Source organism: Pseudoalteromonas sp. PS1M3 (assembly GCF_016865405.1).
Lineage (GTDB): Bacteria > Pseudomonadota > Gammaproteobacteria > Enterobacterales > Alteromonadaceae > Pseudoalteromonas > Pseudoalteromonas marina.
In genome coordinates this window covers 2,070,893-2,094,102 of sequence record NZ_AP022624.1, presented here as the reverse complement: position 1 = coordinate 2,094,102, position 23,210 = coordinate 2,070,893, and the positions used below count along the sequence as shown (strand labels likewise).

Genomic DNA, 23,210 nt, shown 5'->3' with positions numbered 1-23,210 from the left:
GCACAAAAAAACCGCCAGCTGGCGGTTTTTTTGTTTTACAGAAAGACCTATAAGGTTTTAAGCTTTTCTATTACGCTGTCATATTCTGGCTCGGTAGAGAGGTTACTCACTAATTGCTTATAAATCACTTTGTGGCTCTTATCGAGTATAAAAATAGAGCGCGTTAGAAGCCCCATATCTTTTATAATCACACCATATTTTTGGCCAAAATCACGCCATACCGAATCAGATAATGTGATGACTTTATCTATGTTCTCTGCTTTACAAAATCGTTTTTGGGCAAACGGTAAATCAGCGCTTACAGTCAATATTTCAATACTTGGAAATTCTAGCGCCACTTTTTCGTTAAAGTGCTTAGTTTGTAAACTACACACACCGGTATCTAAACTTGGTACTACGCTTATTAGTAATGCTTGCCCTTTGTAGTTTTTGAGCGTTACAGGCGTAAAGTTACCATCAACTACTTTAAAGTCAGGCGCACTTTCACCTACTGAGACACCTTCGCCCATTAAAGTAATTGGTTTGCCCTGTACTGACACTTTTCCTGCATCAAGCGTGTTTTCTGGATAATCGGCTGCCATAGCAACGGAGCAAAATGCACTCAGTACAAACGCGAACGTACGATACATAAGGTATTTCCTTTTAAATTAACGCAATAAGCGACAGTGTATTATACTGCGTATGAGTAACCAAGCGATTATGCGTTCTTGCTTGATAAGAATTAGTTATGAGATTTATAAATTGTAAACCGCTGAAACTTTGATTAACATATAGTTACAAAAAATATCTTAAATAATAAAAATAAAAGCCACTATCATTTTGTGATGTTAATACTTGGTTTAAAAATAGAGAGATAGTATGCCAACATCAGTATTAGTATGTGATGATTCCAAATTAGCGAGGCGCCAGTTAGCTCGCTCATTGCCGGAAGACTGGGACATAAAGGTTGAGTTTGCAATTAACGGTGTTGATTGCATAAAGCAAATAAAAGCGGTTGAACCAGAAATTCTATTCCTTGATTTAAACATGCCTGAAATGGACGGGTATGAAGTGTTGATGGCAATGAAAGAGTTAGGCTTAAATGTGCTTACTGTTGTGGTATCTGGCGACATACAACCTAATGCCCACCAACGAGTGCTTGATTTAGGCGCTATCGATTTTATTCAAAAACCCTGCTCACCAGAAAAGCTTGCCGAAATAATAGAGCATCATGGAATTAAAGACAAAGCTATGCGTGAACGCTTGTCCCATGCATTAGGTGAGCAAGTTGACCCTGACGTTCGAGACATCTACCAAGAACTGACGAATGTCGCAATGGGGCAGGCTGGTGACTTACTAGCAAGGTTACTCAATGTATTTGTCGAATTACCAATCCCTAATGTAAATATTCTCGAGGTGAGTGAGCTAGATATGGCACTTCGCTCCATAGATAATAATGCGTCTACTTCTGGTGTGTGCCAGGGCTTTATAGGTGGTGGTGTATCTGGCGAAGCATTATTATTACTCAACGATTCTAGTTTTAAAGAAATTGCGTCTTTAATGAATTATGACGGTGTACTCACCGATAACGTTGAGCTTGAGCTACTAATGGATATTAGTAATATCCTTATTGGTGCAATTCTTACGGGTCTTTCTAAGCAGCTCGACATGTCATTCAGCCAAGGACACCCAATTGTGTTAGGTCAGCATAGAGATGTGTCTGAACTGGTAAAAGCAAACAAGTCTCGTTGGCAACGCACTCTTGCAATTGAAATTAGCTATGGCATTGAAAATCACAACATAAACTGTGATTTAATGTTGTTATTTACCGAAGACTCACTAAAAACTTTGAAATACAAAGTTGCTTACCTATTAGAAGATTAAGTTATGGCTGCTGATTTAGATATGAATGAGATCCATTGGTTAATGGATATGTTTAATACCGTTGATGTGGGTCTTGTTGTACTTGATAGAGATTACCGAGTGTGTGTTTGGAATGGGTTCATGGAAAACCATTCCGGCTTATTACCAAGTGCGGTAAAGCATAAAGATTTATTTGATTTGTTTCCTGCAATAGACGAAAAATGGTTTAGAAGTAAATCTGAATCCGTATTTGTTTTAAAAAATCGCTCATTCACAATATGGGAACAGCAACCTTATATATTTAGGTTTAAAAATTACCGTCCTATCACTGGTAAAGCCGAGTATATGTATCAAAATGCAACTTTTATACCTTTAACTAATATTCGTGCAGAAGTCAGTCATATATGTATTATCTTATATGATGTAACTGATATTGCGGTAAATAAAAAAGAATTAGAGGATTTAAATGCCCGCCTAGAGCAAGTAAGCCAAACAGATAGCCTCACTCAATTGTATAACCGTGGTCATTGGGAGAGTACGCTCAAGCAAGAGTTTTTGCGTACTAAGCGCAATGGCGGTTCTAGTGCATTGCTGATGTTTGATATCGATCGATTTAAAGTCGTAAATGATGAATATGGCCACACGTGTGGTGATGAAGCACTACGCCACTTGTCAAAACTTTTAAAAACGACACTACGCGAAACGGACATCGCAGGAAGGTACGGTGGTGAGGAGTTTGTAGTTACTTTATTAGATACCGATGAAAAGGGGGCTGAAATTTTTGCTGAACGCTTAAGGGTATTAATTGAGCAAAGTCCTGTTATGTATAAACAACTTGAAGTTAAAGTAACAGTGAGTATTGGTTTTGCCTGTTTTAGTAATGAGTTTAAAGACCATGAGCGCTGGATAGAAGCTGCAGATAAAGCTATGTATCAATCTAAAAAGAATGGACGAAATAAAGTAACTGCCTATGCCGATATAAAAAATGACGCTTAACCGTCATTTTTTATTAATTATTTTTAGTCTGCCGCTCTGAGTTTAATCACTCGGTTGTATGTCGAGAGTCATCTTTAGGGCATTGTCCGATAGTCGTTATTTTTTCATTATTATCTACTTGTTCAAGTTTTACTTTAAACCCCCATAATCTATAAAGATGCTTAAGTACTTCCTCATGTGTATTTGCTAAAGGTATATTATTGTGCGGCACATACCTAAGCGTAAGCGCTCTATCCCCTCTGATATCAACATCGTACACTTGTATGTTAGGTTCATGATTACTTAAGTTATATTGAGCCGAAAGCGCTTCCCTTACCGCTTTATATCCATTGTCGTTGTGAATTGCGCCTATTTCTAAATGCGGAGCGCTCGCGTTATCAATAAGTGTAAATAGCTTAAAGTCGCGAATTAATTTAGGGGATAAAAACTGGCTTATAAAGCTTTCATCTTTAAAGTTTTGCATAGCAAAATGAAGGGTATCAAGCCAATTACTTCCGGCATATTCAGGAAACCACTTTTTATCTTCTTCCGTTGGGTGTTCGCATAGTCGCCTAATATCAACCATCATATTGAAGCCTAAAGCATATGGGTTGATACCTGAATAATACTGACTATTGTAAGGTGGTTGATAAACAACATTTGTATGGCTTTGTAAAAATTCCAGCATAAATGAGTCGGTAAGTTTACCTTCATCATATAGGTGATTTAAAATGGTGTAATGCCAAAAGGTGGCCCAGCCTTCATTCATTACTTGTGTTTGTTTTTGTGGGTAAAAATATTGTGATATTTTACGCACTATACGAATAACTTCACGTTGCCAAGGTTCTAAAAGTGGTGCGTTTTTTTCTATAAAATACAAGATATTTTCTTGCGGCTCTTGAGGAAAGTGACGTTCTTTCTTTTTTGCTTCTTGGTGATGTTCGGGGATTGTTCGCCATAATTCGTTCACTTGAGATTGCAAATAAGCCTCGCGTTCTTCTTGGCGCTTTTGCTCTTCGAATAACGAAATTTGTTGCGGGCGTTTATAACGATCAACGCCATAGTTCATGAGTGCGTGGCATGAGTCTAGTAAGGTTTCTACTGCTGTTACACCGTATTTTTCTTCGCAGCGACGTATATAATTTTTAGAAAATACTAGGTAATCAATGATAGAGCTGGCATCAGTCCATGTTTTAAATAAATAATTACCTTTAAAAAAAGAGTTGTGGCCATAACATGCGTGCGCCATAACTAGTGCTTGCATCGGTAACGTATTTTCTTCCATTAAATATGCAATACAGGGGTCTGAATTAATCACTATTTCATACGCGAGGCCCATTTGTCCGCGTTTATAGTTTTGCTCAGTTTGAATGAATTTTTTCCCGTAAGACCAATGGTTGTAACCAATAGGCATCCCAACACTTGAGTACGCATCCATCATTTGTTCGGCGGTGATCACCTCTATCTGATTAGGGTAAATGTCTAACCGGTAAAAGTCTGCAACGCGGGCTATTTCTGTTTGATACTCAGTTAACAAATCAAAAGTCCAGTCAGGGCCGCCACTCATTCGTTTAGTATTCATATTAATACCTCGCTTGGTTATGCAGCCCCTTGTTGTTGCCGACCTTTTTTAAAAAACTCCCTAAATATAGGGTAAATGTCTTCAACACTTTGAATGTGCTGTATGGCAAAGTTGGAATGTGTTTGCGTAATATTTAAATATTCTCGCCATAGGCTTTGATGAGCACGTGTTGTGATTTCAATGTAGGCAAAATAGCGAACAGCATCTAAAATGCTATTACGTAATATTTGTCCGCAATGAGGAGTATCGTCAGCCCAGTTATCACCATCAGATGCTTGTGCTGCATATACATTCCATTCGTCTGCGTTGTAACGCTCTTTAATTATTTTATCCATCAGTTTAAGTGCGCTCGATACGATAGTTCCCCCAGTTTCTTGAGAGTAAAAAAATGTTTGTTCGTCTACTTCAGTAGCTTGCGTATGATGACGGATATAGACCACTTCAATGTTTTTATAACTGCGCGTTAAAAATTGATATAGTAAAATATAAAACCGTTTTGCCATATCTTTTGTGGCTTGGTCCATAGAGCCTGACACATCCATAATACAAAACATAACCGCTTTGCTGGTGGGGTGGGGGCGCTTCTCGTAATTTCTAAAACGCAAGTCATAGTTATCAATAAATGGCACAGCTTTAATTTGCTGTTTGAGTAGGTTTATTTCTTTTTGTAAAAGTGCAACAGCGGCTTTATCGCTATGAGGTTCTTGTATTAATATTTTTAGCTGAGCTTCTAAATCGGCTAAGCGGCGCTTTTTTCCAGCGCTCATCGCAACACGTCGGGCAAGCGATCCTTGTAACGAACGAACAATATCAATATTACTTGGCATACCTTCACTGCAAAAACTGGCTCGGTGGGTTTTCATTTGTACAAGTTTATCAAGTTGATTTTCTTGAAGATTAGGAAGTTCTAAATCTTCAAAAAGTAAATCGAGGTACTCATCTTTTGAGATAGAGAACACAAATTCATCTTGCCCTTCGCCAGAGTCGCTTGCCTCACCTTGTCCAGAACCATCACCTTGACCACCTTTTGGTCGCTCTATTTTATCACCTGTTGCAAACTGATCGTTACCTGGGTGTATTTGTTTTTTATTCCCACCTTTACCTTGATGAAAGGTAGGCTCGCTGATATCACGTTGCGGAATAGATATACTTTCCCCCGATGTAGAGTCGGTTACACTGCGTTTATTTATTGCATCTGACACCGCTTCTTTTATCTGTTTTTTATAACGCCTAATGAAGCGTTGACGATTTACGGTGCTTTTATTTTTACCGTTTAAACGTCTGTCTATAAAATGTGCCATAATGACCTCCTAAAACTACAACTATGAAGGTTATTGTGATTTTCTAACACGTAGGTACCACTCAGATAACAATCTGACTTGCTTTTGTGTATAGCCTTTCTCGACCATGCGATTAACAAAGTCTTCGTGTTTTTGCTGATCTTCAGCTGAGGTTTTAGTATTAAACGAAATAACAGGCAACAGATCTTCTGTGTTTGAAAACATTTTTTTCTCAATGACAGTGCGTAATTTTTCATAACTCGTCCACAGCGGGTTTTTGCCATTGTTATGAGCCCGTGCGCGTAGTACAAAATTGACTATTTCGTTACGAAAATCTTTAGGGTTAGAAATGCCCGCTGGTTTTTCAATTTTCTCAAGCTCTGCATTGAGTGCAGCTCGGTCAAATAATTGGCCTGTATCAGGGTCACGATATTCTTGATCTTGAATCCAAAAATCGGCATAAATAACATAGCGATCAAATATGTTTTGCCCATATTCTGAGTATGATTCCAAATACGCAGTTTGAAGTTCCTTACCAATAAATTCAACATACTGAGGGATTAAATAGCCTTTTAAAAAGCTCAAGTAGCGTTCTTCAACATCGCTGCTGAATTGTTCACGTTCTATTTGTTGTTCAAGTACATAAAATAAGTGAACAGGGTTTGCGGCCACTTCTGTGTTGTCAAAATTAAATACCCGAGATAAAATTTTAAATGCAAAGCGAGTAGAAAGACCCGTCATGCCTTCATCCACTCCTGCGTAATCGCGATACTCTTGATACGACTTTGCTTTTGGATCAGTGTCTTTGAGTGTTTCACCATCGTACACTCGCATTTTAGAATACAAGCTTGAGTTTTCAGGCTCTTTTAATCGTGAAAGAGTTGTAAATTGTGCCAAAGCTTTTAAGGTGCCAGGCGCGCAAGGGGCGCTATGAAGTTCACTATGCTGAAGAAGTTTGTCGTAAATTTTAATTTCTTCAGTGACACGCAAACAATAAGGTACCTTGACTATGTATACACGGTCTAAAAAGGCTTCATTATTTTTGTTATTTTTAAAGGTTTGCCATTCAGATTCGTTTGAATGAGCGAGGATCATGCCATTAAAAGGAAGAACGCTAATACCTTCAGTCCCATTGTAATTACCTTCTTGCGTGGCCGTTAGTAGTGGATGGAGTACTTTGATAGGGGCTTTAAACATCTCTACAAATTCCATCAAGCCTTGATTTGCCATACAAAGTGAACCCGAGTAAGCATAAGCATCGGGGTCATTTTGCGCAAAATGTTCAAGCTGACGTATATCTACTTTACCTACTAATGCAGATATATCTTGGTTGTTTTCATCGCCAGGCTCTGTTTTAGCGATGCCTATTTGATTCAGAATAGATGGATAACGTTTTACCACTCTAAACTTACTTATATCGCCATTAAACTCTTTCAGTCGTTTGCCTGCCCACGGTGACATAATTGTTTTTAAATAACGTGGCTTAATACCGTACTCTTGCTCTAGCACATTAGCGTCTTCAATGGGATCAAACAGAGATAATGGGTGATCGTTTACCGGTGACCCTTTAATTGAATAGATGGGTACTTGTTGCATGAGGTACTTTAGCTTTTCAGCAATAGATGATTTGCCACCGCCGACTGGGCCTAATAGGTAGAGAACCTGTTTACACTCTTCAAGCCCTTGAGCGGCGTGTTTTAAATAAGAAACAATTTGTTCAATGGCATCCTCCATACCATAAAAATCGGTAAAGGCAGGGTAGCGTGCAACTACTCTATTTGAAAATAACCGACTGAGGCGTGCATCCGTTGCGGTATCTACCATTGTGGGTTCACCTATGGCCATTAAAAGGCGTTCTGGTGCACTCGCGTAGGCAGATTTGTCGGTTTTACATATCTCAAGAAACTCGGCGATACTGTACTCTTCTTCTTGTGCCGCTTCGTAACGTGCTTGGTAATGCTCAAAAATCGTCATAATAACCTCCGAAACCCGCTGTAAAAGGTGCTTACATTTTAAAGTTTAGTCGCGAAAGTCTATGTTTGTGGAATAAAATTAAAAATTTAAGTGAAAAAAGATCATGTTGAAGAAGGCTATTTTGTCAAATGACAGAGTTTAAAAGTATAAATAATAGGCATAAAAAAAGACGCTTTAGCGTCTTTTTTAAATTAGCGATAAGTGCTAATTAAGCGAAGTTTGCGTTTGCAAATTCCCAGTTAACAAGTGACCAAAAACCTTTAAGGTAATCTGGACGCACGTTACGGTAATCAATGTAGTATGCGTGTTCCCATAAATCTACAGTAAGAACAGGTGTAACGCCTTCGTCAGTAAGTGGTGTAGCAGCGTTAGATGTGTTAACGATGTCTAAAGAGCCATCGGCAAGTTTTACTAACCAAGTCCAGCTTGAACCGAAGTTATTTACTGCTTTGTCGTTTAATGCATCTTTAAACGCATCAAAAGAACCCCATTTAGCGTTAATTGCATCTGCAATTGCGCCAGTAGGCTCGCCGCCGCCATTTGGAGATAGGCTGTTCCAGTAAAACGTGTGGTTCCAGATTTGCGCTGCGTTGTTAAATACACCGCCCTCTGATGAACATACGATTTCTTCTAGAGATTTGTTTTCAAACTCTGTACCAGGGATCAAACCGTTAAGCTTAACAACATACGTGTTGTGGTGCTTACCGTGGTGAAACTCTAATGTTTCTTTTGAAATATGTGGCTCAAGTGCGTCGATTGCATATGGTAGTGACGGTAGTTCAAATGCCATTTTTTATCTCCATCTTTTTTAGTTGATAGTCCATTTGGTGATACGTAATGCCTGTTGAAACAGACCACTTACCTATACCAAGTGGGAATATAGTGTTACTATAATTGTTGAGTATTTTACTCAAGTTTAAGCAAACAGCAATGCTATTGCGAAAGACTATTTCAATTGTGGCTTTATTTGCCCATTTTAAGTTATATATTTATGGTCACGATGAGTTATTTTCAAGACCTAAGTATATTTAGCTATCGTTACTTTGAGGTTGTAGATGGAAACCATTGATAAAATTAAACAGCAAATTTCAGAAAACCCAATTATCCTTTTCATGAAAGGGTCACCTAAGTTACCAAACTGTGGTTTTTCTTCACAAGCTTCACAAGCACTTATGTCGTGTGGCGAACCGTTTGCATACGTTGATATTTTACTAAACCCAGACATTCGTGCTGAGCTTCCTGCGTACGCAAATTGGCCTACATTCCCACAACTTTGGGTTGAGGGTGAGCTAATTGGTGGTTGTGATATCATCATCGAAATGTTCCAACGTGGTGAATTACAACCGTTAATCACAGAAACAGCGGCTAAGTACAAAGAAGCTGACGCTGAGTAATCTTATTTTGTGAGCGCTATTTCTATAGTGCTGTGATAATAAAAGCCACGTTAAGTGGCTTTATTGTTTTTAGTATTTTTACAACATCACTCATCTGCACGGCAGGGTAACTTGCACGTTTAGACCACCACTTAATTTATTATGTAAGCTTATTTGTCCTTTATGTGCTTCAGCAATCTCTCTGCACAAAGCTAACCCCAAACCACTTTCTGTACTTTTTGTAGAGTAAAAAGGTACAAGGGCATTAGCCATAACCTGCTCACTCATGCCTTTTCCGCCATCGCTCACATCTACTATGCAAGTATTACTAAAGAACGTTACATCTATGTTTATTTTAGACGGATTTGAGCCTGACTCGTGTGCATTTTTGAGTAAGTTGATAAGCAACTGCTCAAGTTGTGCCTGATCTGCATATAATATGCTTTTGGCGCTGCTCATTTTGTAGCTAAACTGCCATTGGCTATTCAGATCATTTAATGTGTTTTGCCAATTTATCGCTGATTTTTGTGGTGTAGGGAGCTTTGCAAATTTGCCGTAGCCTTGAACAAACTCAGTCAAGTGACTTATTCTTTCATCGATTGTTGAAAACACTCTTGCAAGGCGAGGCTCATCTACGCGGCTAGCTAAAAGCTGAGCGCTGTGCAGCATTGATGACATAGGGCCAAGAGAGTTATTAAGCTCGTGGCTTATTATTCGAATAACTTTTTTCCATACTGCTACTTCTTGGCGGCTGAGTTCACGGGTAAGTTGTTTAAATATGTATAAGTGATGTTTTTGATTATTAAGCAAAAACTCGCCAGTCGATAAATGCCAAGTTTGAGAATCGTGACTATCTACTTCAATATTAAACAAGCCATCCACGCCTTGTTCAATAGCATTAGTAAGCTGAATAGGTGCATCAGACAATAATTCGTGAAGTTGCGTGCCTTCTAGTTGTGTTTTGCTATTAAATAAAGTGCGGCTGACTAAGTTACTAAATACAACAGTTTTGTTATCGTTAACAAGTAAAAGTGCTTGTGGAGAGCTCTGTAATACTTTATCTAACATTAACTCTCGTTGATAAATCCACTGTTTTTCTTGCCGAAGTTGTTTTGCCGTTTGATTATAAAGCAGACATAGCTTTCCTAACTCATCGTTGTTTTTATAGGCTAATAAACTAGAAAGCTCACCATCTTTAAAATTAAGTAAGCCGGTTTCTAGCGATTGCAACCCTAGCTTAATAGGCTTTGTTAAGGCTCTAGCAAGCAAAAGACTTGTTAACATAGCTGCTATGACCAACAACACAGAGTAATACAGCGGATGTTGTGCAATTATTGTAATGCTAACAACAGGAAAAACGCTGCATAAAACACATATAGCCATTATTTTTTGAGTTAACGATAAGCCACTAATAAAATTAAACATTAGTAATCAATACCCATTTTTTGTAAGCGCCTATACAGTGCTTGGCGGCTTAAACCAAACTCTCGTGCTACTTTGGCTATAACCCCCTGATTAGCGCGTATTGATTGTTCAATTTCGAATTTTGTTGGTTCTTTTTTTACGTCGTTATTTTTTATTGGCGACGACGGGGTTAGGCCAAAATCTTCAGCGCTAAGCAAACCGTTAGGCTTTATTACACCAACACGTTTACAGGCGTTTTCAAGTTCTCTTACATTACCTGGCCATTGGTATCGATTAAGGGCTTGCTCTGCATCAATACTTAGCTCTCTATGTGGTAAAAAGTGATTAATGAGTGGCGCAATATCATCAACGCGCTCACAAAGCGCAGGTACGTTTAACTCAATAACGTTAAGGCGATAGTACAAATCTTCTCTAAAACGCCCTTCGGTTATTGCTTGTAATAAATTTTCGTTGGTGGCTGATATAACACGTACAGTTACTTTGCGCGTTTGTGTGGACCCTAACCGTTCAAATTCACCTGTTTGTAACACTCTTAGCAACTTCATTTGCCCAGAAAGTGGCAAGTTGCCAATTTCATCTAAAAATAATGTTCCACCATCGGCTGCCTCAAAACGACCTATACGTTGCTTGCTTATACCAGTATAAGCACCTGCTTCAGCACCAAACAATTCAGCCTCCAAAAGCTCTTGGGGAAGGGCGCCGGCATTGACCCTTTATGAAGGGCTGATTTATTAGTGAAGAGTTTTTTTGAATAATAGTGGCAATACACTCTTTACCACTGCCATTAGGACCTGTTATGAGTGCAGAAATATCAGATTTAGCCACTTGCAATGCCATTGTGACTAATCGCTCCATTGCGGTACTTTTAAAAATAAGGCCTGCTAAGTTAGCAGTGCTATATTTATCATCTCGCTCTTTTTGTTGGCGGTTGTGCGTGGCTACAAGTTGCTTAGTGCGCCCCAGCTCTATTAAATTATTAATGCACGTAAGAAGCTTGTGGTCATCCCATGGCTTTGGAAGGTAATCGGCAGCGCCTGCTTTAACAAGTTAAATCGCCGTTGAAAGTTCAGTCCAAGCGGTTATTAATATAATAGGGAGGTGTGGGTTCTCTTCACGCAGCGCATAAAACAAAGTTTTACCTTCTTCGCCTGAGGTGGTATCGCTGGTAAAATTCATATCTTGAATAACGAGAGCAATGCGTTGGTATTGCACAATTTGAATGGCTTCAAAAGGCATTGACGCGGTAACTACATTAAAGTGATGTATCTCTAGTAGTAATGATAATGCCTCTAAAACGGCCGGATTATCATCAACGATAAGTATTTTTTCCATGAGAATTTAATCGCTGTTTATTATTATTTAAATATTGAAAATGCTACACCGTGTTTAGCCAGTGTAGCATAGGTTGGGAGCTGCGTTATATGGTTCGGGTTGCGATACTGGGCGAAATATTTGCAGCACGTTTAGCTGGGCCAAATACAGCTAGAAGGCTCATGATAAAAACCATAACGGCAGTTGCTGCGACATAGCCTAAGGGTAATGCAGCTATTGAAAAGTGTTGCATTAGCAATTGCCCAAGTATGAGGGCAGCAATAACGCCTAAAACTAATCCAGCAATGCAAATCAATGCATTTTCAACTAAAAAATAATTAACAATTGCAGATTTACGAGCGCCCAAAGCACGACGGGTTCCAATTTGTTTGGTGCGCTTACTTATATTGAATAGCGTTAAACCAAAAATGCCCACCGCTGTAACCAGAACTAAGATAGTGATGAGTACAATGAGCATACGCATCATCAATGTGTCTTCAGCCATATATTGCGTTTTGTCTTGATCTAAACCACGAATTCGAATAATCACACGCTTGTTATAATTTTTAAGCATTGCGTCTTCAATCTGTTTAGCTATGTCTGCTCGCTCATTGGACGCAGTGCGAACTAAAAAGTTGCCAGATATATTGGGGTTAATGTAAGGAATTAATGCGATATTATTTGGGCGGCTGTCTTTTAACCAAGGCCCTTTTGCATGCTTAATTACACCAACAACTTTCAGTGGGATATCACCAAGAAAAATCGTTTTTCCTAAGCCCTCTTCATCAGGAAAAAGCTCATTGAGTAATGCTTGAGTGACAATTGTCACATTGGCTCGTTGATCATTATCGTTGGTAACAACAATCTCATCTTGAGTAAAGTTTCGTCCTGCAACAAGCTCAATGCCAAGTGTATTAATTGCATGATCATCCGTAAAAAAGTAAGCCGTTCTTGCTGAAAGCCCTGGCTCTGGTGCAGAGTTAATACTGAAGTCAGATGAGCTGCCACTACCTGATAACGGTATGTTGTTAATATATATGGCGTCTTTAACGCCGGGTAAAGCTCGAAGCATGGCTTCATCAAGTTCAAATTGCTGATGGCTTTGAACATCTTTACCAAAATGCATGACATGAAAAGCAAGTATTTCATCTTCCGGGTAGCCAGTTTCTTGGTTAAGGTAGGTTACTCTGTCTTGAATTATAAATGCTGCGTTACTAACAATTGCAGTGGTAATTGCTATTTGTATAAGTAGCAAAATTGCACCCACTTTAGATCGACACAGCGCATGAAAAATAGGTTTAATTTCTAATATCATTGTGTTCGTCCTTATTGGCTTTTTAGATAAATGGCAGGGTTGGTTTTACACACCAGCCAAGCAGGATAAAGCCCGGCAATTACACAAGTACTGATTGCAATAAGTGGGGCGCTTAGTAACATACTTAAATCCATAGTCGCTAAGCTTTCGTAATAACTGTAGCTCTGAGGAACACCTAATAGACCAAACTGCGCAAATACAATCCCAAGTAGCCCGCCCAAAAGCCCTAACATAGCGACTTCAATGATATGTTGCATAAAAATCTGCCGTTTATTAGCACCAAGAGCACGACGTACTCCAACCTCTGGCGCTCGACGTAAAAATTTGGCAAGTAATAAGCCAAGTATATTAGCCAAACACACAGCCAAAAACATAAAACTCAGAGCCACTAAAATTTTGTTATCTTCACTAACCACATTATTGTAAGCCATCCATTGGTTAACATCTCGAAGCCCAAAAGCGAGCTCTTTACGATTAAATCGACCGAGCTTTTGCTGCTCTTGCATATAAGCTAATAAGTAATTTTCGTAATCATTTTTTTGTTGCTCGGTTGTTAACTCAACCCAGAATTGAATCCAAACCATTTCTGACTGTAATTTGGCAGTAAAACTTCGAACATCTTCATGCTTCCAACCATTAGTATTTCCCCAATTACCAAGTTGCTTTGCCTCAAGAATGCTAAATGGCATAAAAAGTTGTTCGGGTTGGTTAAACGCACCATTGTTTAAGTCGTAATATTTGATGGTTAGTGGCCAGTTTTTTGTAACGCCAATCACTTCGTAACTAGCATCGTCAAGGTAAATAACCTGACCCACTGAATTTTTGCCAGCAAATAACTTATCGTTTAACTCCTCGCTAATGACAACAACGGGCGCTGCATTGTCTTCTTGTTGCTGTGACCACTTGCTACCATGTAAAAATTCGAGGTCAAACATATTAAAAAATTCAGGAGTGGTAAGTCTTGCACTTTGACTAAACGGTTTTACTTTGTCAGAGTCTATGTAAACAGAAAAACCACTTCGTACCATTTTTAAACGTTGAGCACCTACTTGAGATTGATAAAGATTTGCAGCATCTTGATAAGTTAGTTGAAGAGGCTGGTTATCTGACGTCCACCATGTGCTTCCATCGTCCATTATCTGTAACTGCACACTAAAAAGCTGACTGCTCTTGTGCGGGATTGGATCGGCCGACATCATGTGATACACACTCAAACTAGTCATGGTGATGCCAATACCAATTGCGATGGCAAGTACCATTAAAAAGCTTACGAGTGGTGTGCGTTTAAAGCTACGCCAACTCAGATCAATATAATGAACCAGCATGAATTATACTCCTTGTGCGACTTTTATTGGCTGTGTACCTTGGTACAAAGTAAAGTCAGCAAGTTGTCCATCAACTACTTGAATGTTGCGCGGTGCGCGGCGGGCTAATTCACTGTCATGTGTCACCATTATAATGGTGGCGCCATCGCGATTTATTTGCTCAAGTAATTCCATCACTTGGCGAGCCATTAGGCTGTCTAAGTTACCGGTTGGCTCATCGGCAAGTAAAAAACGTGGTTCGCCGGCAAGTGCGCGGGCTATAGCGACGCGTTGTTGCTGGCCGCCAGAAAGTTGCTGAGGTAAATGTTTAGCGCGGGAGGCTAAGCCTACTTGTTCTAAACATTGCTCTATTCTACGTTTACGTTCTTTTGCTTTAATACCTCTATAACGAAGAGGTACTTCAATATTTTCATAGAGGTTTAAATCTGGTATTAAATTAAAACCTTGAAAGATAAAACCAATTTTTTGATTTCGGCAATCGGCACGTTGGTTGTCGTTTAGGTTACCCACATTTACACCATCTAAAATATAATCACCTTCACTAAAGGGTTCTAACATACCGGCAATATTTAAAAAGGTAGTTTTCCCAGAGCCGCTAGGGCCTGTGACAGCTATAAATTCGCCTTCATTTACATTTAAATTAAAGTCTCTTAATGCGTGAGTTTGAACCATTTCAGTTTGGTATACTTTACTTATGTTTTTCATTTGTAACATGGTTTTTCCTTAAATTGGCGCTGGTTGAGAGCGCTTCTAATTTAATAAAAGCGTGTCTACTTGGTTAAATTGGTTGTAGCTAGAAATTATTATTTCGTCGTTTTCATTTAAGCCGCTTAAAATTTCTACCGCGTTAATGCTGGTGGCACCTACGGATATAGGTATACGTCTTGCAAAATTTCCGTCTATTTTATATGCAACAATGCCGCCTTGTTGCATAAAAGCGCCTCGCTTTACCTGCAGCACATTTTGGCGATTGTCGAGTAAAATACGCGCGGTTAAACGTTGATTTTGGCGAATGTTATTGCTGTTGCTTGTAAAGCGAACACGTGTGGTTACTTCGCGATTATTAACTTCGGGTGATATAGCCGAGAGCACTCCCATTATTGTTTCGTTCCCTAATTTAAGCTCTACGTCCATACCTAACCCGAGTTCGTTTGCGTAACTTTCTGGCACCTGCAACTGTGCTTCAAAATGACTTAAATCAACGAGTGTCATCAGAGGCTGACTTTGCGTGACGGCTGCTTTTTGTTGCACAAGCAGATTACCAACAATGCCTGTCACTGTGGCCCGAATTGACAGCTCATTCACTTTTCTATGTAAGTCATCAACGATCAACTGCTGACGCTCTACATCACTTTTAGCTGCTTGCAATTCAAATGCGAGTGTATCTTTAGCAAGTGCCACCTCTTGCTGTGCGTGTTTATAGGTAAGCTGTGCACGTGATAAGTCGTCTATTGCTTTTTCAAGGTCTATTTGGCTTATTAAATGCTTTTTAATTGATAGTTTTGCGCGACGATCTTCTCTTTGTGCTGCGTTTAATTCTACACTTGCCATATCGAGTGTTTTTGTAAGGGTTAAAGTGTCTCTTCTTGATTGTAGGTGTTGCCTTTTAAGTTCACCTTCTAAGCGTTGTAATACGGATTGTTGTTGTTTTAATTCATTGGTAAGTTCAGGGCTATGAAGTACAGCAAGCTCGTCGCCTTTGGTAACTGTATCGCCAGCTTTTACGTGCAAGCTTACAAAGCCTCTCTCTGGGCTGTAGATATGTGGTGCATTGGCGGCAACAATTTTTCCACTTGCGGCTACATCGCGAATAAGCGTTTTAATTTCTACTTTTGCTATTTGCATCTTTTCTTGGCTAAATGATTTAGTTGCATCCGAGCCTGACATAACTCCATAAGTAGCAGCAATAACAAGTAACAACACAGCGATAATTAAAAGAAAACGTTTTTTATGGTTTGCGGGTGTTTTAACTTGTATGTCTTGAGCACTGGTATCTTTAATCATTATTCAACCTTAACTAAATGAATTTATATTTTTTTCAAACATGACATAAAGTAGTGCTGCAAAAATAGCGGCTAGTGGCGAGAGTAAAAATAAGCTTAAAGTGAACATAATTCTTCCAAATAATAATTACTAAATTACACTATACGATTAGCATGCCAAAATTTAACCTATTGATATTATTATACTTAATAATTTATTTATTAAAGTAATATGTCCGTGGACACTTTATGTGTCCGCTCCGGACACATACAAAGCAATATATAAAGAGTAAATACAGCGTTGCGGGTACAAGAAAACCAATAACGTCGCAACTTCAGTGAATTCAAAAGTGTAAGTGTATTTTAAAGCTAAGCTACTCAGGCGATTAAATAGCGGGGTGACATTTAAACTTTGACTGGTTTTATTTTTCTATTTACGAATAATTAATCAAAGTAATGAGTGGTTAAATTATAGCTTTTAAGCTGAATGAAGAATAAGGAACATAATTCTACCTTTATTTATCCCTTTTATAATTTGTTAATGAAAAGGGGTAATATTATTTGCATAATCCCAACATTTTACGAATCTCTTCAATTGAATATTTATTCACTAATATCTAAGCTTACGTTTACGTAAACTGCTTTTTAAGTTGGAGGTGTTTTTACAAAATGTTAAACTTGACACCAGTGTCATGAAAAAATAACGGTGAAAATACCGCTAAATGTTAATAAAAATGATAAAAAAGAAATCTTGCTATGAAGTGAGAAATATTCAAGAATGTGAATATGTATTCAAATTACTGTTGACTCTATTTGATATAGAGGCTAGTTTTGACCGGCTGTTAGCAAATCGTCGAGCAGTTCATTAACGCTAACAGTGAAGCAAGGGGAGGGGTCTATGTTATACGACTCGAAATTAGAGAAAGAAAATTGTGGCTTTGGCTTAATTGCCCAAGTTAATGGTCAGGCTAGTCACCGGCTTATTCGTACTGCTATTACTGGGTTGGATCGTATGCAACACCGGGGCGGTATTTCTGCTGATGGTAAAACAGGCGATGGCTGTGGTTTGCTTTTGCAAAAACCAGATAGTTTTTTCCGTGCTATTGCAAGTGAGCATAATTGGCACCTTGGTAAAAACTATGCAGTAGGCATGATCTTTTTAAATTCAGATCCTGTTTTAGCACAAGCTGCAAAGGAAATTCTGAGCGAAGAATTAGAAAAAGAAACGCTAAATATTTTAGGCTGGCGCGAAGTGCCTACCGACCCATCAATGCTAGGTCCAATTGCTGTGCAGCAATTACCGGGCTTTGAGCAAATTTTTGTAAGCGCACCTGAAGGTTGGCGTTCAAAAGATTTAGAACGTCGCTTATACGTAGCGCGCCGTCGTGCTGAAAAACGTTTAGCAGACGATGAATCATTTTACATTGCAAGTTTATCTGGATTAGTGACTATCTATAAAGGCCTTATGATGCCTGCAGATTTACCTAATTTTTATTTAGACTTAGCTGACATTCGTATGACCAGCGCAATTTGTGTTTTTCATCAGCGCTTTTCAACAAACACACAGCCTCGTTGGCCACTTGCTCAACCTTTCCGCTATTTAGCGCACAATGGTGAAATTAACACCATTGAGGGTAACCGTCAGTGGGCTCGTGCTCGCTCGTATAAATTTTCGTCTCCACTTATTCCAGATTTACAAAGCGCAGCGCCGTTTGTTAATGAAACAGGCTCAGATTCGTCAAGCCTTGATAACATGCTAGAACTATTTTTAGCCGGTGGCATGGATTTATTCCGTGCTATGCGCATGCTGGTGCCGCCTGCATGGCAAAAAAACCGCGCTATGGATGACGATTTACGTGCATTTTATGACTTTAACTCCATGCACATGGAGCCATGGGACGGTCCTGCGGGGATTGTTATGTCAGATGGCCGTTTTGCAGCCTGTAACTTAGACCGAAATGGTCTTCGTCCTGCGCGTTATGTAATCACACAAGATGGTTTTATAACCCTTGCTTCTGAAGTCGGTATTTGGGATTACACCGCCGATGAAGTGGTTGAAAAAGGCCGAGTGGGCCCGGGTGAGCTTTTAGTAATTGATACCAAATTGGGGAAAATTTGGCATTCAGATGAAATAGATCAAGATTTAAAATCTCGCCATCCTTATAAGTCGTGGCTTGAAGAAAATGTTAAGCGCTTGACTCCTTTTGAAGAATTAAAAGAGCAAGATGCAGGCAATCGTTCATTTGACGATGAAACGTTAGCTAAATATCAAAAAATGTTTGGTTATACCAATGAAGAGTTGGATAGCGTTATTCGTGTAATGGGTGAAAACGGGCAAGAAGCAACAGGCTCAATGGGTGATGACACTCCGTTTGCTGTGTTAAGCGAAGGGCATCGTTCACTATACGATTATTTCCGTCAAAAGTTTGCACAAGTCACTAACCCGCCAATTGATCCTCTTCGCGAAAACCATGTTATGTCTTTGGCTACGTGTATTGGTAGCGAACAAAATGTGTTTAACGAAACAACAGGGCACGCTAAGCGCTTACAGTTCGATACACCTATTTTAATGTATGCAGACATGCAGCAGCTACTAAATGCAGATGAAGCGCATTACAGCTATTGTAAAATTGATATTACTTACACTGTTGAAGAAGGCTTAGAAAACGCAGTTAAACGCATTTGCGATAAAGCAAAAGAGAAAGCAGCTGCTGGCTCTATCATGCTTATTTTAACTGACCGTAATTTTGACGATGTAAACCTACCTATCCCTGCGGCTATGGCTGTAGGTGCAGTGCAAAAGTGTTTGGTTGATAACAATTTACGTTGTGAATCAAACATTATTATCGAAACGGGTAGCGTAAGAGACCCTCATCAATTTGCAGTGTTACTTGGTTTTGGCGCAACAGCTATTTACCCATACCTAGCGTATGAATCGTTAGTCGCGATGAGCGACAGTAAAATCATCGATAAATCTTATTGCGAGGTAACCCTTGCTTATCGTAAAGCAGTAAACAAAGGCTTATACAAAATAATGTCGAAAATGGGCATTAGTACAGTCGCTTCTTACCGTTGCTCAATGTTATTTGAGGCGGTGGGTTTATCAGATGCTGTTGTTGATATGTGTTTTAAAGGTGTGGCTAGCCGCATTAAAGGCGCATGTTTTACAGACTTTGATGACGATCAACAAAGCTTACACAAGCTTGCTTTAAGTAAACGTAAGTTACTTAGCCATGGCGGTTTGTTTAAATACGTACATGGTGGTGAATACCATGCATACAACCCAGATGTGATCCAAACACTGCAGGTAGCAGTTCGCTCTGGTGAATACAGAGATTACAACGAGTATGCAAAGCTTGTTAATAATCGCCCTATTTCAACATTACGCGATATGCTGGCACTTAAATTACCAGAAAATGGAATTAGTATTGATGATGTAGAGCCTGCAGAAGCGCTTTACAAACGTTTTGACTCAGCTGCAATGAGTATTGGTGCTTTATCGCCAGAGGCTCATGAAGCACTCGCAATTGCGATGAACCGCCTAGGTGGTTGTTCAAATTCAGGTGAAGGTGGTGAAGATAAACTTCGTTACGGCACAGAGAAAAACTCACGTATTAAGCAAGTAGCTTCAGGTCGATTTGGTGTTACACCGCATTATTTACGTAGCGCAGATGTAATTCAAATTAAAGTAGCGCAGGGTGCAAAACCAGGTGAAGGCGGGCAACTTCCAGGTGAAAAAGTAACACCTTACATTGCTAAGCTTCGCTATTCGGTACCTGGCGTGACGTTAATTTCACCGCCACCGCATCATGATATTTATTCTATTGAGGATCTTGCTCAGCTAATTTTCGATTTAAAGCAAGTAAATCCAAAAGCACTTGTATCAGTAAAACTAGTGTCGGAACCAGGTGTTGGCACCATAGCAACAGGTGTAGCTAAAGCATATGCTGATTTAATTACTATATCTGGCTACGACGGCGGCACAGGCGCAAGTCCGCTTACGTCTGTAAAATATGCAGGTAGCCCATGGGAATTAGGCTTGGCTGAAACACAACAAGCCCTTGTAGAAAATGGCCTTCGTCATCGTATTCGTTTGCAAACAGATGGTGGTTTAAAAACAGGTTTAGATATTATTAAAGCCGCTATTTTAGGTGCTGAAAGCTTTGGTTTTGGTACAGGCCCTATGGTGGCATTAGGGTGTAAATACTTACGTATTTGTCATCTAAATAACTGTGCAACCGGTGTTGCAACGCAAGACGAAACACTTCGTCAAAAGCATTACCATGGCTTACCTGAAATGGCGATGAACTACTTTAAGTTTATTGCACAAGAAGCGCGTGAAATCATGGCAAGCTTAGGTGTTGCAAACTTAACAGACTTAATTGGCCGTCTTGATTTACTTGAAGCAATTGAGGGCAAAACAGCCAAACAGAAAAAGATAGATTTATCTTCTGTTATTGCGCAGCCAAACAATCCAACAGGCGAAACGTTATTTTGTAGCGCGCCAAATAGCTCACATTATTTAGGCAAGCTTAACGAAAGCCTATTAGGAAAAGCGCAAGAAGCGATAGATGCTTCAAGTGGTATTTCACTTGTTAGCCGAATTTGTAATACAGACCGATCAGTTGGTGCTATGTTATCTGGCTACATTGCTGATAAACATGGAAATCAGGGTATGGCGGCTGATCCGGTAGCCATTGAGCTCCATGGCACGGCTGGTCAATCGTTTGGTGTTTGGAACGCAGGTGGCCTTGAAATGACCCTCGTTGGTGACGCTAATGACTACGTTGGTAAAGGCATGGCTGGTGGTAAGCTAGTTATTCGTCCGCCAGTGGGTTCATCATTTGAAAGTCATAAAGCAACGATTGTTGGTAATACCTGTTTATACGGTGCAACGGGCGGTAAATTGTTTGCTGCAGGGTGCGCAGGTGAGCGTTTCGCAGTTCGTAATTCAGGCGTGCAAGCAGTTGTTGAAGGCGTTGGCGATAATGGCTGTGAATACATGACCGGTGGTGTTGTGTGTGTGCTTGGTAATGTAGGTGTTAACTTTGGGGCGGGTATGACCGGTGGTTTTGCCTATGTTTTAGATGAGCGAAACGACTTTGAAAAACGCATAAACCCTGAGCTTGTTGAAGTTGTGACATTAGAAGCATTAACATCACACCAAGAGCATTTACGTGGATTAATTGCTGAGCATTTAGAGCTAACAGGCTCATGCAGAGCAGAAAGTATTTTAGCTAATTTTGAGCTCTACTTACCTATGTTTAAATTAGTAAAACCTAAATCAAGTGACGTAAAAAGTTTACTCGGGCACCGCGCCCGTAGTAGTGCCGAACTACGTGTTCAGGCGCAATAAGGGGGCAGTATGAGCGAAAATGTATATCAATTTATAGACGTGCAGCGTGTAGATCCACGCAAAAAGCCAATTTCGTCACGTAAAAAATCATTTGTAGAAATTTACGAACCCTTTTCAGAGAATCAGGTTAACTCTCAAGCGGATCGTTGCTTGGATTGTGGTAACCCATACTGTGAATGGAAATGTCCGGTACATAATTACATTCCACAGTGGCTTAAACTAATTCGCACAGGGCGTATATTAGAAGCTGCGGAGCTTTCTCATCGAACAAACAGTTTGCCTGAAGTATGTGGCCGTGTTTGTCCTCAAGATCGGTTGTGTGAAGGCTCATGTACGCTCGATGAAGAGTTTGGCGCGGTAACGATAGGTAACATTGAAAAATATATTACCGATACCGCGTTTAAAATGGGCTGGAAGCCAGACATGTCTTACGTAACATGGACTGACAAAAAAGTAGCTATCATTGGTGCAGGGCCCGCGGGCTTGGGTTGTGCGGATATTTTAGTTCGAAATGGTGTTAAGCCTGTTGTGTTTGACCGTCACCCAGAAATTGGTGGATTACTCACATTTGGTATTCCTTCTTTCAAACTAGAGAAAGAAGTGATGCAAAAGCGCCGTGAGATTTTCACTGAAATGGGCGTAGAATTTAAGCTGAATGTTGAAGTAGGTGTAGATATCACTATGGATGATATTTTAGCCGACTATGATGCAGTATTTTTGGGCGTGGGTACGTATCAGAGTATGCGTGCTGGGCTTGAAAATGAAGATGCACCGGGTGTTCACGATGCGCTGCCGTTTTTAATCGGTAACACTAACCGAGTTATGGGTTATGACGAAGCGAATCAAGCTTATATTGATATGGCGAATCAGAAGGTCGTTGTATTAGGTGGTGGTGATACTGCGATGGACTGTGTAAGAACGTCTATACGACAGGGTGCTGCAAAAGTAACGTGTGCGTACCGCCGTGATGAAGAAAATATGCCAGGCTCTAAGCGTGAAGTAAAAAATGCCAAAGAAGAAGGGGTTATATTTACATATAACGTTCAACCTAAAGGCATTGTGCTAGACGCTAACGGCCATGTTGCAGGCGTAAAAATGGTTAAAACTAAGCTGGGTGAGCCAGATGCGAATGGTCGTAGCCGCGCAGAAGAGGTCGCCGGTTCAGAGCATGTTATTGAAGCAACACAAGTAATTATGGCGTTTGGTTTCAAGCCACACAAAATGGACTGGTTAGAAAAGTATGATGTAGAAATAAACCACTGGGGCGGTATTAACGCACCAGAGCAAGGTGAATTTACACATCAAACAACTAACCCTAAAATATTTGCTGGTGGCGATATAGTGCGTGGTTCGGATTTAGTAGTAACCGCTATTTTTGAAGGCCGTAACGCAGCTGAAGGTATTATGGATTATTTAAAAGTTTAATTTAATATTTTCAGAAATCGACAATTTAAAAGCAAGCCAAGTGGC

At 39.7% G+C, this 23,210-nt stretch carries 15 protein-coding genes and 1 pseudogene; 5 read left to right on the top strand and 11 right to left on the bottom strand.

All coding sequences use genetic code 11. The features are described from left to right. Positions 1-47 precede the first annotated feature (47 nt). Positions 48-629, bottom strand: a complete 582-nt coding sequence (tpx, locus tag PS1M3_RS09550; RefSeq protein WP_008129835.1) for a thiol peroxidase — start codon at positions 627-629, stop codon at positions 48-50. Positions 630-858: 229 nt separating this feature from the next. Between tpx and PS1M3_RS09545 the strand changes: the two genes are divergently transcribed. Together PS1M3_RS09545 and PS1M3_RS09540 are read left to right on the top strand one after the other, a co-directional pair. After that, positions 859-1,863, top strand: coding sequence for a response regulator (locus tag PS1M3_RS09545; protein WP_138740614.1), 1,005 nt, complete (start codon positions 859-861; stop codon positions 1,861-1,863). Between the two features lie 3 nt (positions 1,864-1,866). Next, complete coding sequence (locus tag PS1M3_RS09540; protein ID WP_006792404.1) at positions 1,867-2,838, top strand: diguanylate cyclase; 972 nt, start codon at positions 1,867-1,869, stop codon at positions 2,836-2,838. Positions 2,839-2,884: 46 nt separating this feature from the next. Here PS1M3_RS09540 and PS1M3_RS09535 read toward each other — a convergent pair whose 3' ends face one another. From PS1M3_RS09535 to PS1M3_RS09520, 4 genes are all read right to left on the bottom strand, one after another. Next, positions 2,885-4,399 carry a SpoVR family protein gene (locus PS1M3_RS09535; RefSeq protein ID WP_203983827.1) on the bottom strand — a complete coding sequence of 505 codons (1,515 nt, stop codon included), beginning with the start codon at positions 4,397-4,399 and terminating at the stop codon, positions 2,885-2,887. Positions 4,400-4,416: 17 nt separating this feature from the next. Then, a complete protein-coding gene (locus PS1M3_RS09530; RefSeq protein WP_203983825.1) occupies positions 4,417-5,700 on the bottom strand; it encodes a YeaH/YhbH family protein in 1,284 nt (427 codons plus the stop codon). A 30-nt stretch (positions 5,701-5,730) separates the two neighbouring features. Beyond that, positions 5,731-7,653 (bottom strand): PrkA family serine protein kinase, encoded by a 1,923-nt coding sequence (locus PS1M3_RS09525; protein WP_203983823.1) that lies wholly within the window; start codon positions 7,651-7,653, stop codon positions 5,731-5,733. 208 nt (positions 7,654-7,861) lie between these two features. Continuing rightward, positions 7,862-8,443, bottom strand: coding sequence for a superoxide dismutase (locus PS1M3_RS09520; protein ID WP_006792408.1), 582 nt, complete (start codon positions 8,441-8,443; stop codon positions 7,862-7,864). A gap of 265 nt (positions 8,444-8,708) precedes the next feature. Between PS1M3_RS09520 and PS1M3_RS09515 the strand changes: the two genes are divergently transcribed. Further along, positions 8,709-9,047: a Grx4 family monothiol glutaredoxin gene (locus tag PS1M3_RS09515; RefSeq protein WP_006792409.1), complete on the top strand. Its 339-nt coding sequence runs from the start codon at positions 8,709-8,711 to the stop codon at positions 9,045-9,047. 90 nt (positions 9,048-9,137) lie between these two features. On the opposite strand, the gene PS1M3_RS09510 is transcribed toward PS1M3_RS09515, so the two are convergent. From PS1M3_RS09510 to PS1M3_RS09485, 6 genes and pseudogenes are all read right to left on the bottom strand, one after another. Beyond that, positions 9,138-10,451: a PAS domain-containing sensor histidine kinase gene (locus PS1M3_RS09510; RefSeq protein ID WP_203983805.1), complete on the bottom strand. Its 1,314-nt coding sequence runs from the start codon at positions 10,449-10,451 to the stop codon at positions 9,138-9,140. Next, positions 10,451-11,783: pseudogene (locus PS1M3_RS09505) on the bottom strand (sigma-54-dependent transcriptional regulator). The gene PS1M3_RS09510 and the pseudogene PS1M3_RS09505 overlap by 1 nt, the downstream one beginning before the upstream one ends. Positions 11,784-11,868: 85 nt before the next feature. Further along, positions 11,869-13,077 carry an ABC transporter permease gene (locus tag PS1M3_RS09500; RefSeq protein WP_138740070.1) on the bottom strand — a complete coding sequence of 403 codons (1,209 nt, stop codon included), beginning with the start codon at positions 13,075-13,077 and terminating at the stop codon, positions 11,869-11,871. A gap of 11 nt (positions 13,078-13,088) precedes the next feature. Beyond that, positions 13,089-14,402, bottom strand: coding sequence for an ABC transporter permease (locus tag PS1M3_RS09495; RefSeq protein ID WP_138740069.1), 1,314 nt, complete (start codon positions 14,400-14,402; stop codon positions 13,089-13,091). 3 nt (positions 14,403-14,405) lie between these two features. Further along, positions 14,406-15,116, bottom strand: coding sequence for an ABC transporter ATP-binding protein (locus PS1M3_RS09490; protein WP_058428712.1), 711 nt, complete (start codon positions 15,114-15,116; stop codon positions 14,406-14,408). Positions 15,117-15,152: 36 nt separating this feature from the next. Beyond that, positions 15,153-16,406 carry an efflux RND transporter periplasmic adaptor subunit gene (locus PS1M3_RS09485; RefSeq protein WP_138740068.1) on the bottom strand — a complete coding sequence of 418 codons (1,254 nt, stop codon included), beginning with the start codon at positions 16,404-16,406 and terminating at the stop codon, positions 15,153-15,155. A gap of 876 nt (positions 16,407-17,282) precedes the next feature. Between PS1M3_RS09485 and gltB the strand changes: the two genes are divergently transcribed. Then, the gene (gene gltB / locus PS1M3_RS09480; protein WP_138740067.1) at positions 17,283-21,740 is read left to right on the top strand and encodes a glutamate synthase large subunit; all 4,458 of its coding nucleotides are present in this window, start codon (positions 17,283-17,285) and stop codon (positions 21,738-21,740) included. Positions 21,741-21,749: 9 nt separating this feature from the next. Next, positions 21,750-23,165 (top strand): FAD-dependent oxidoreductase, encoded by a 1,416-nt coding sequence (locus tag PS1M3_RS09475; RefSeq protein ID WP_006792417.1) that lies wholly within the window; start codon positions 21,750-21,752, stop codon positions 23,163-23,165. The last annotated feature ends 45 nt before the right edge of the window (positions 23,166-23,210 follow it).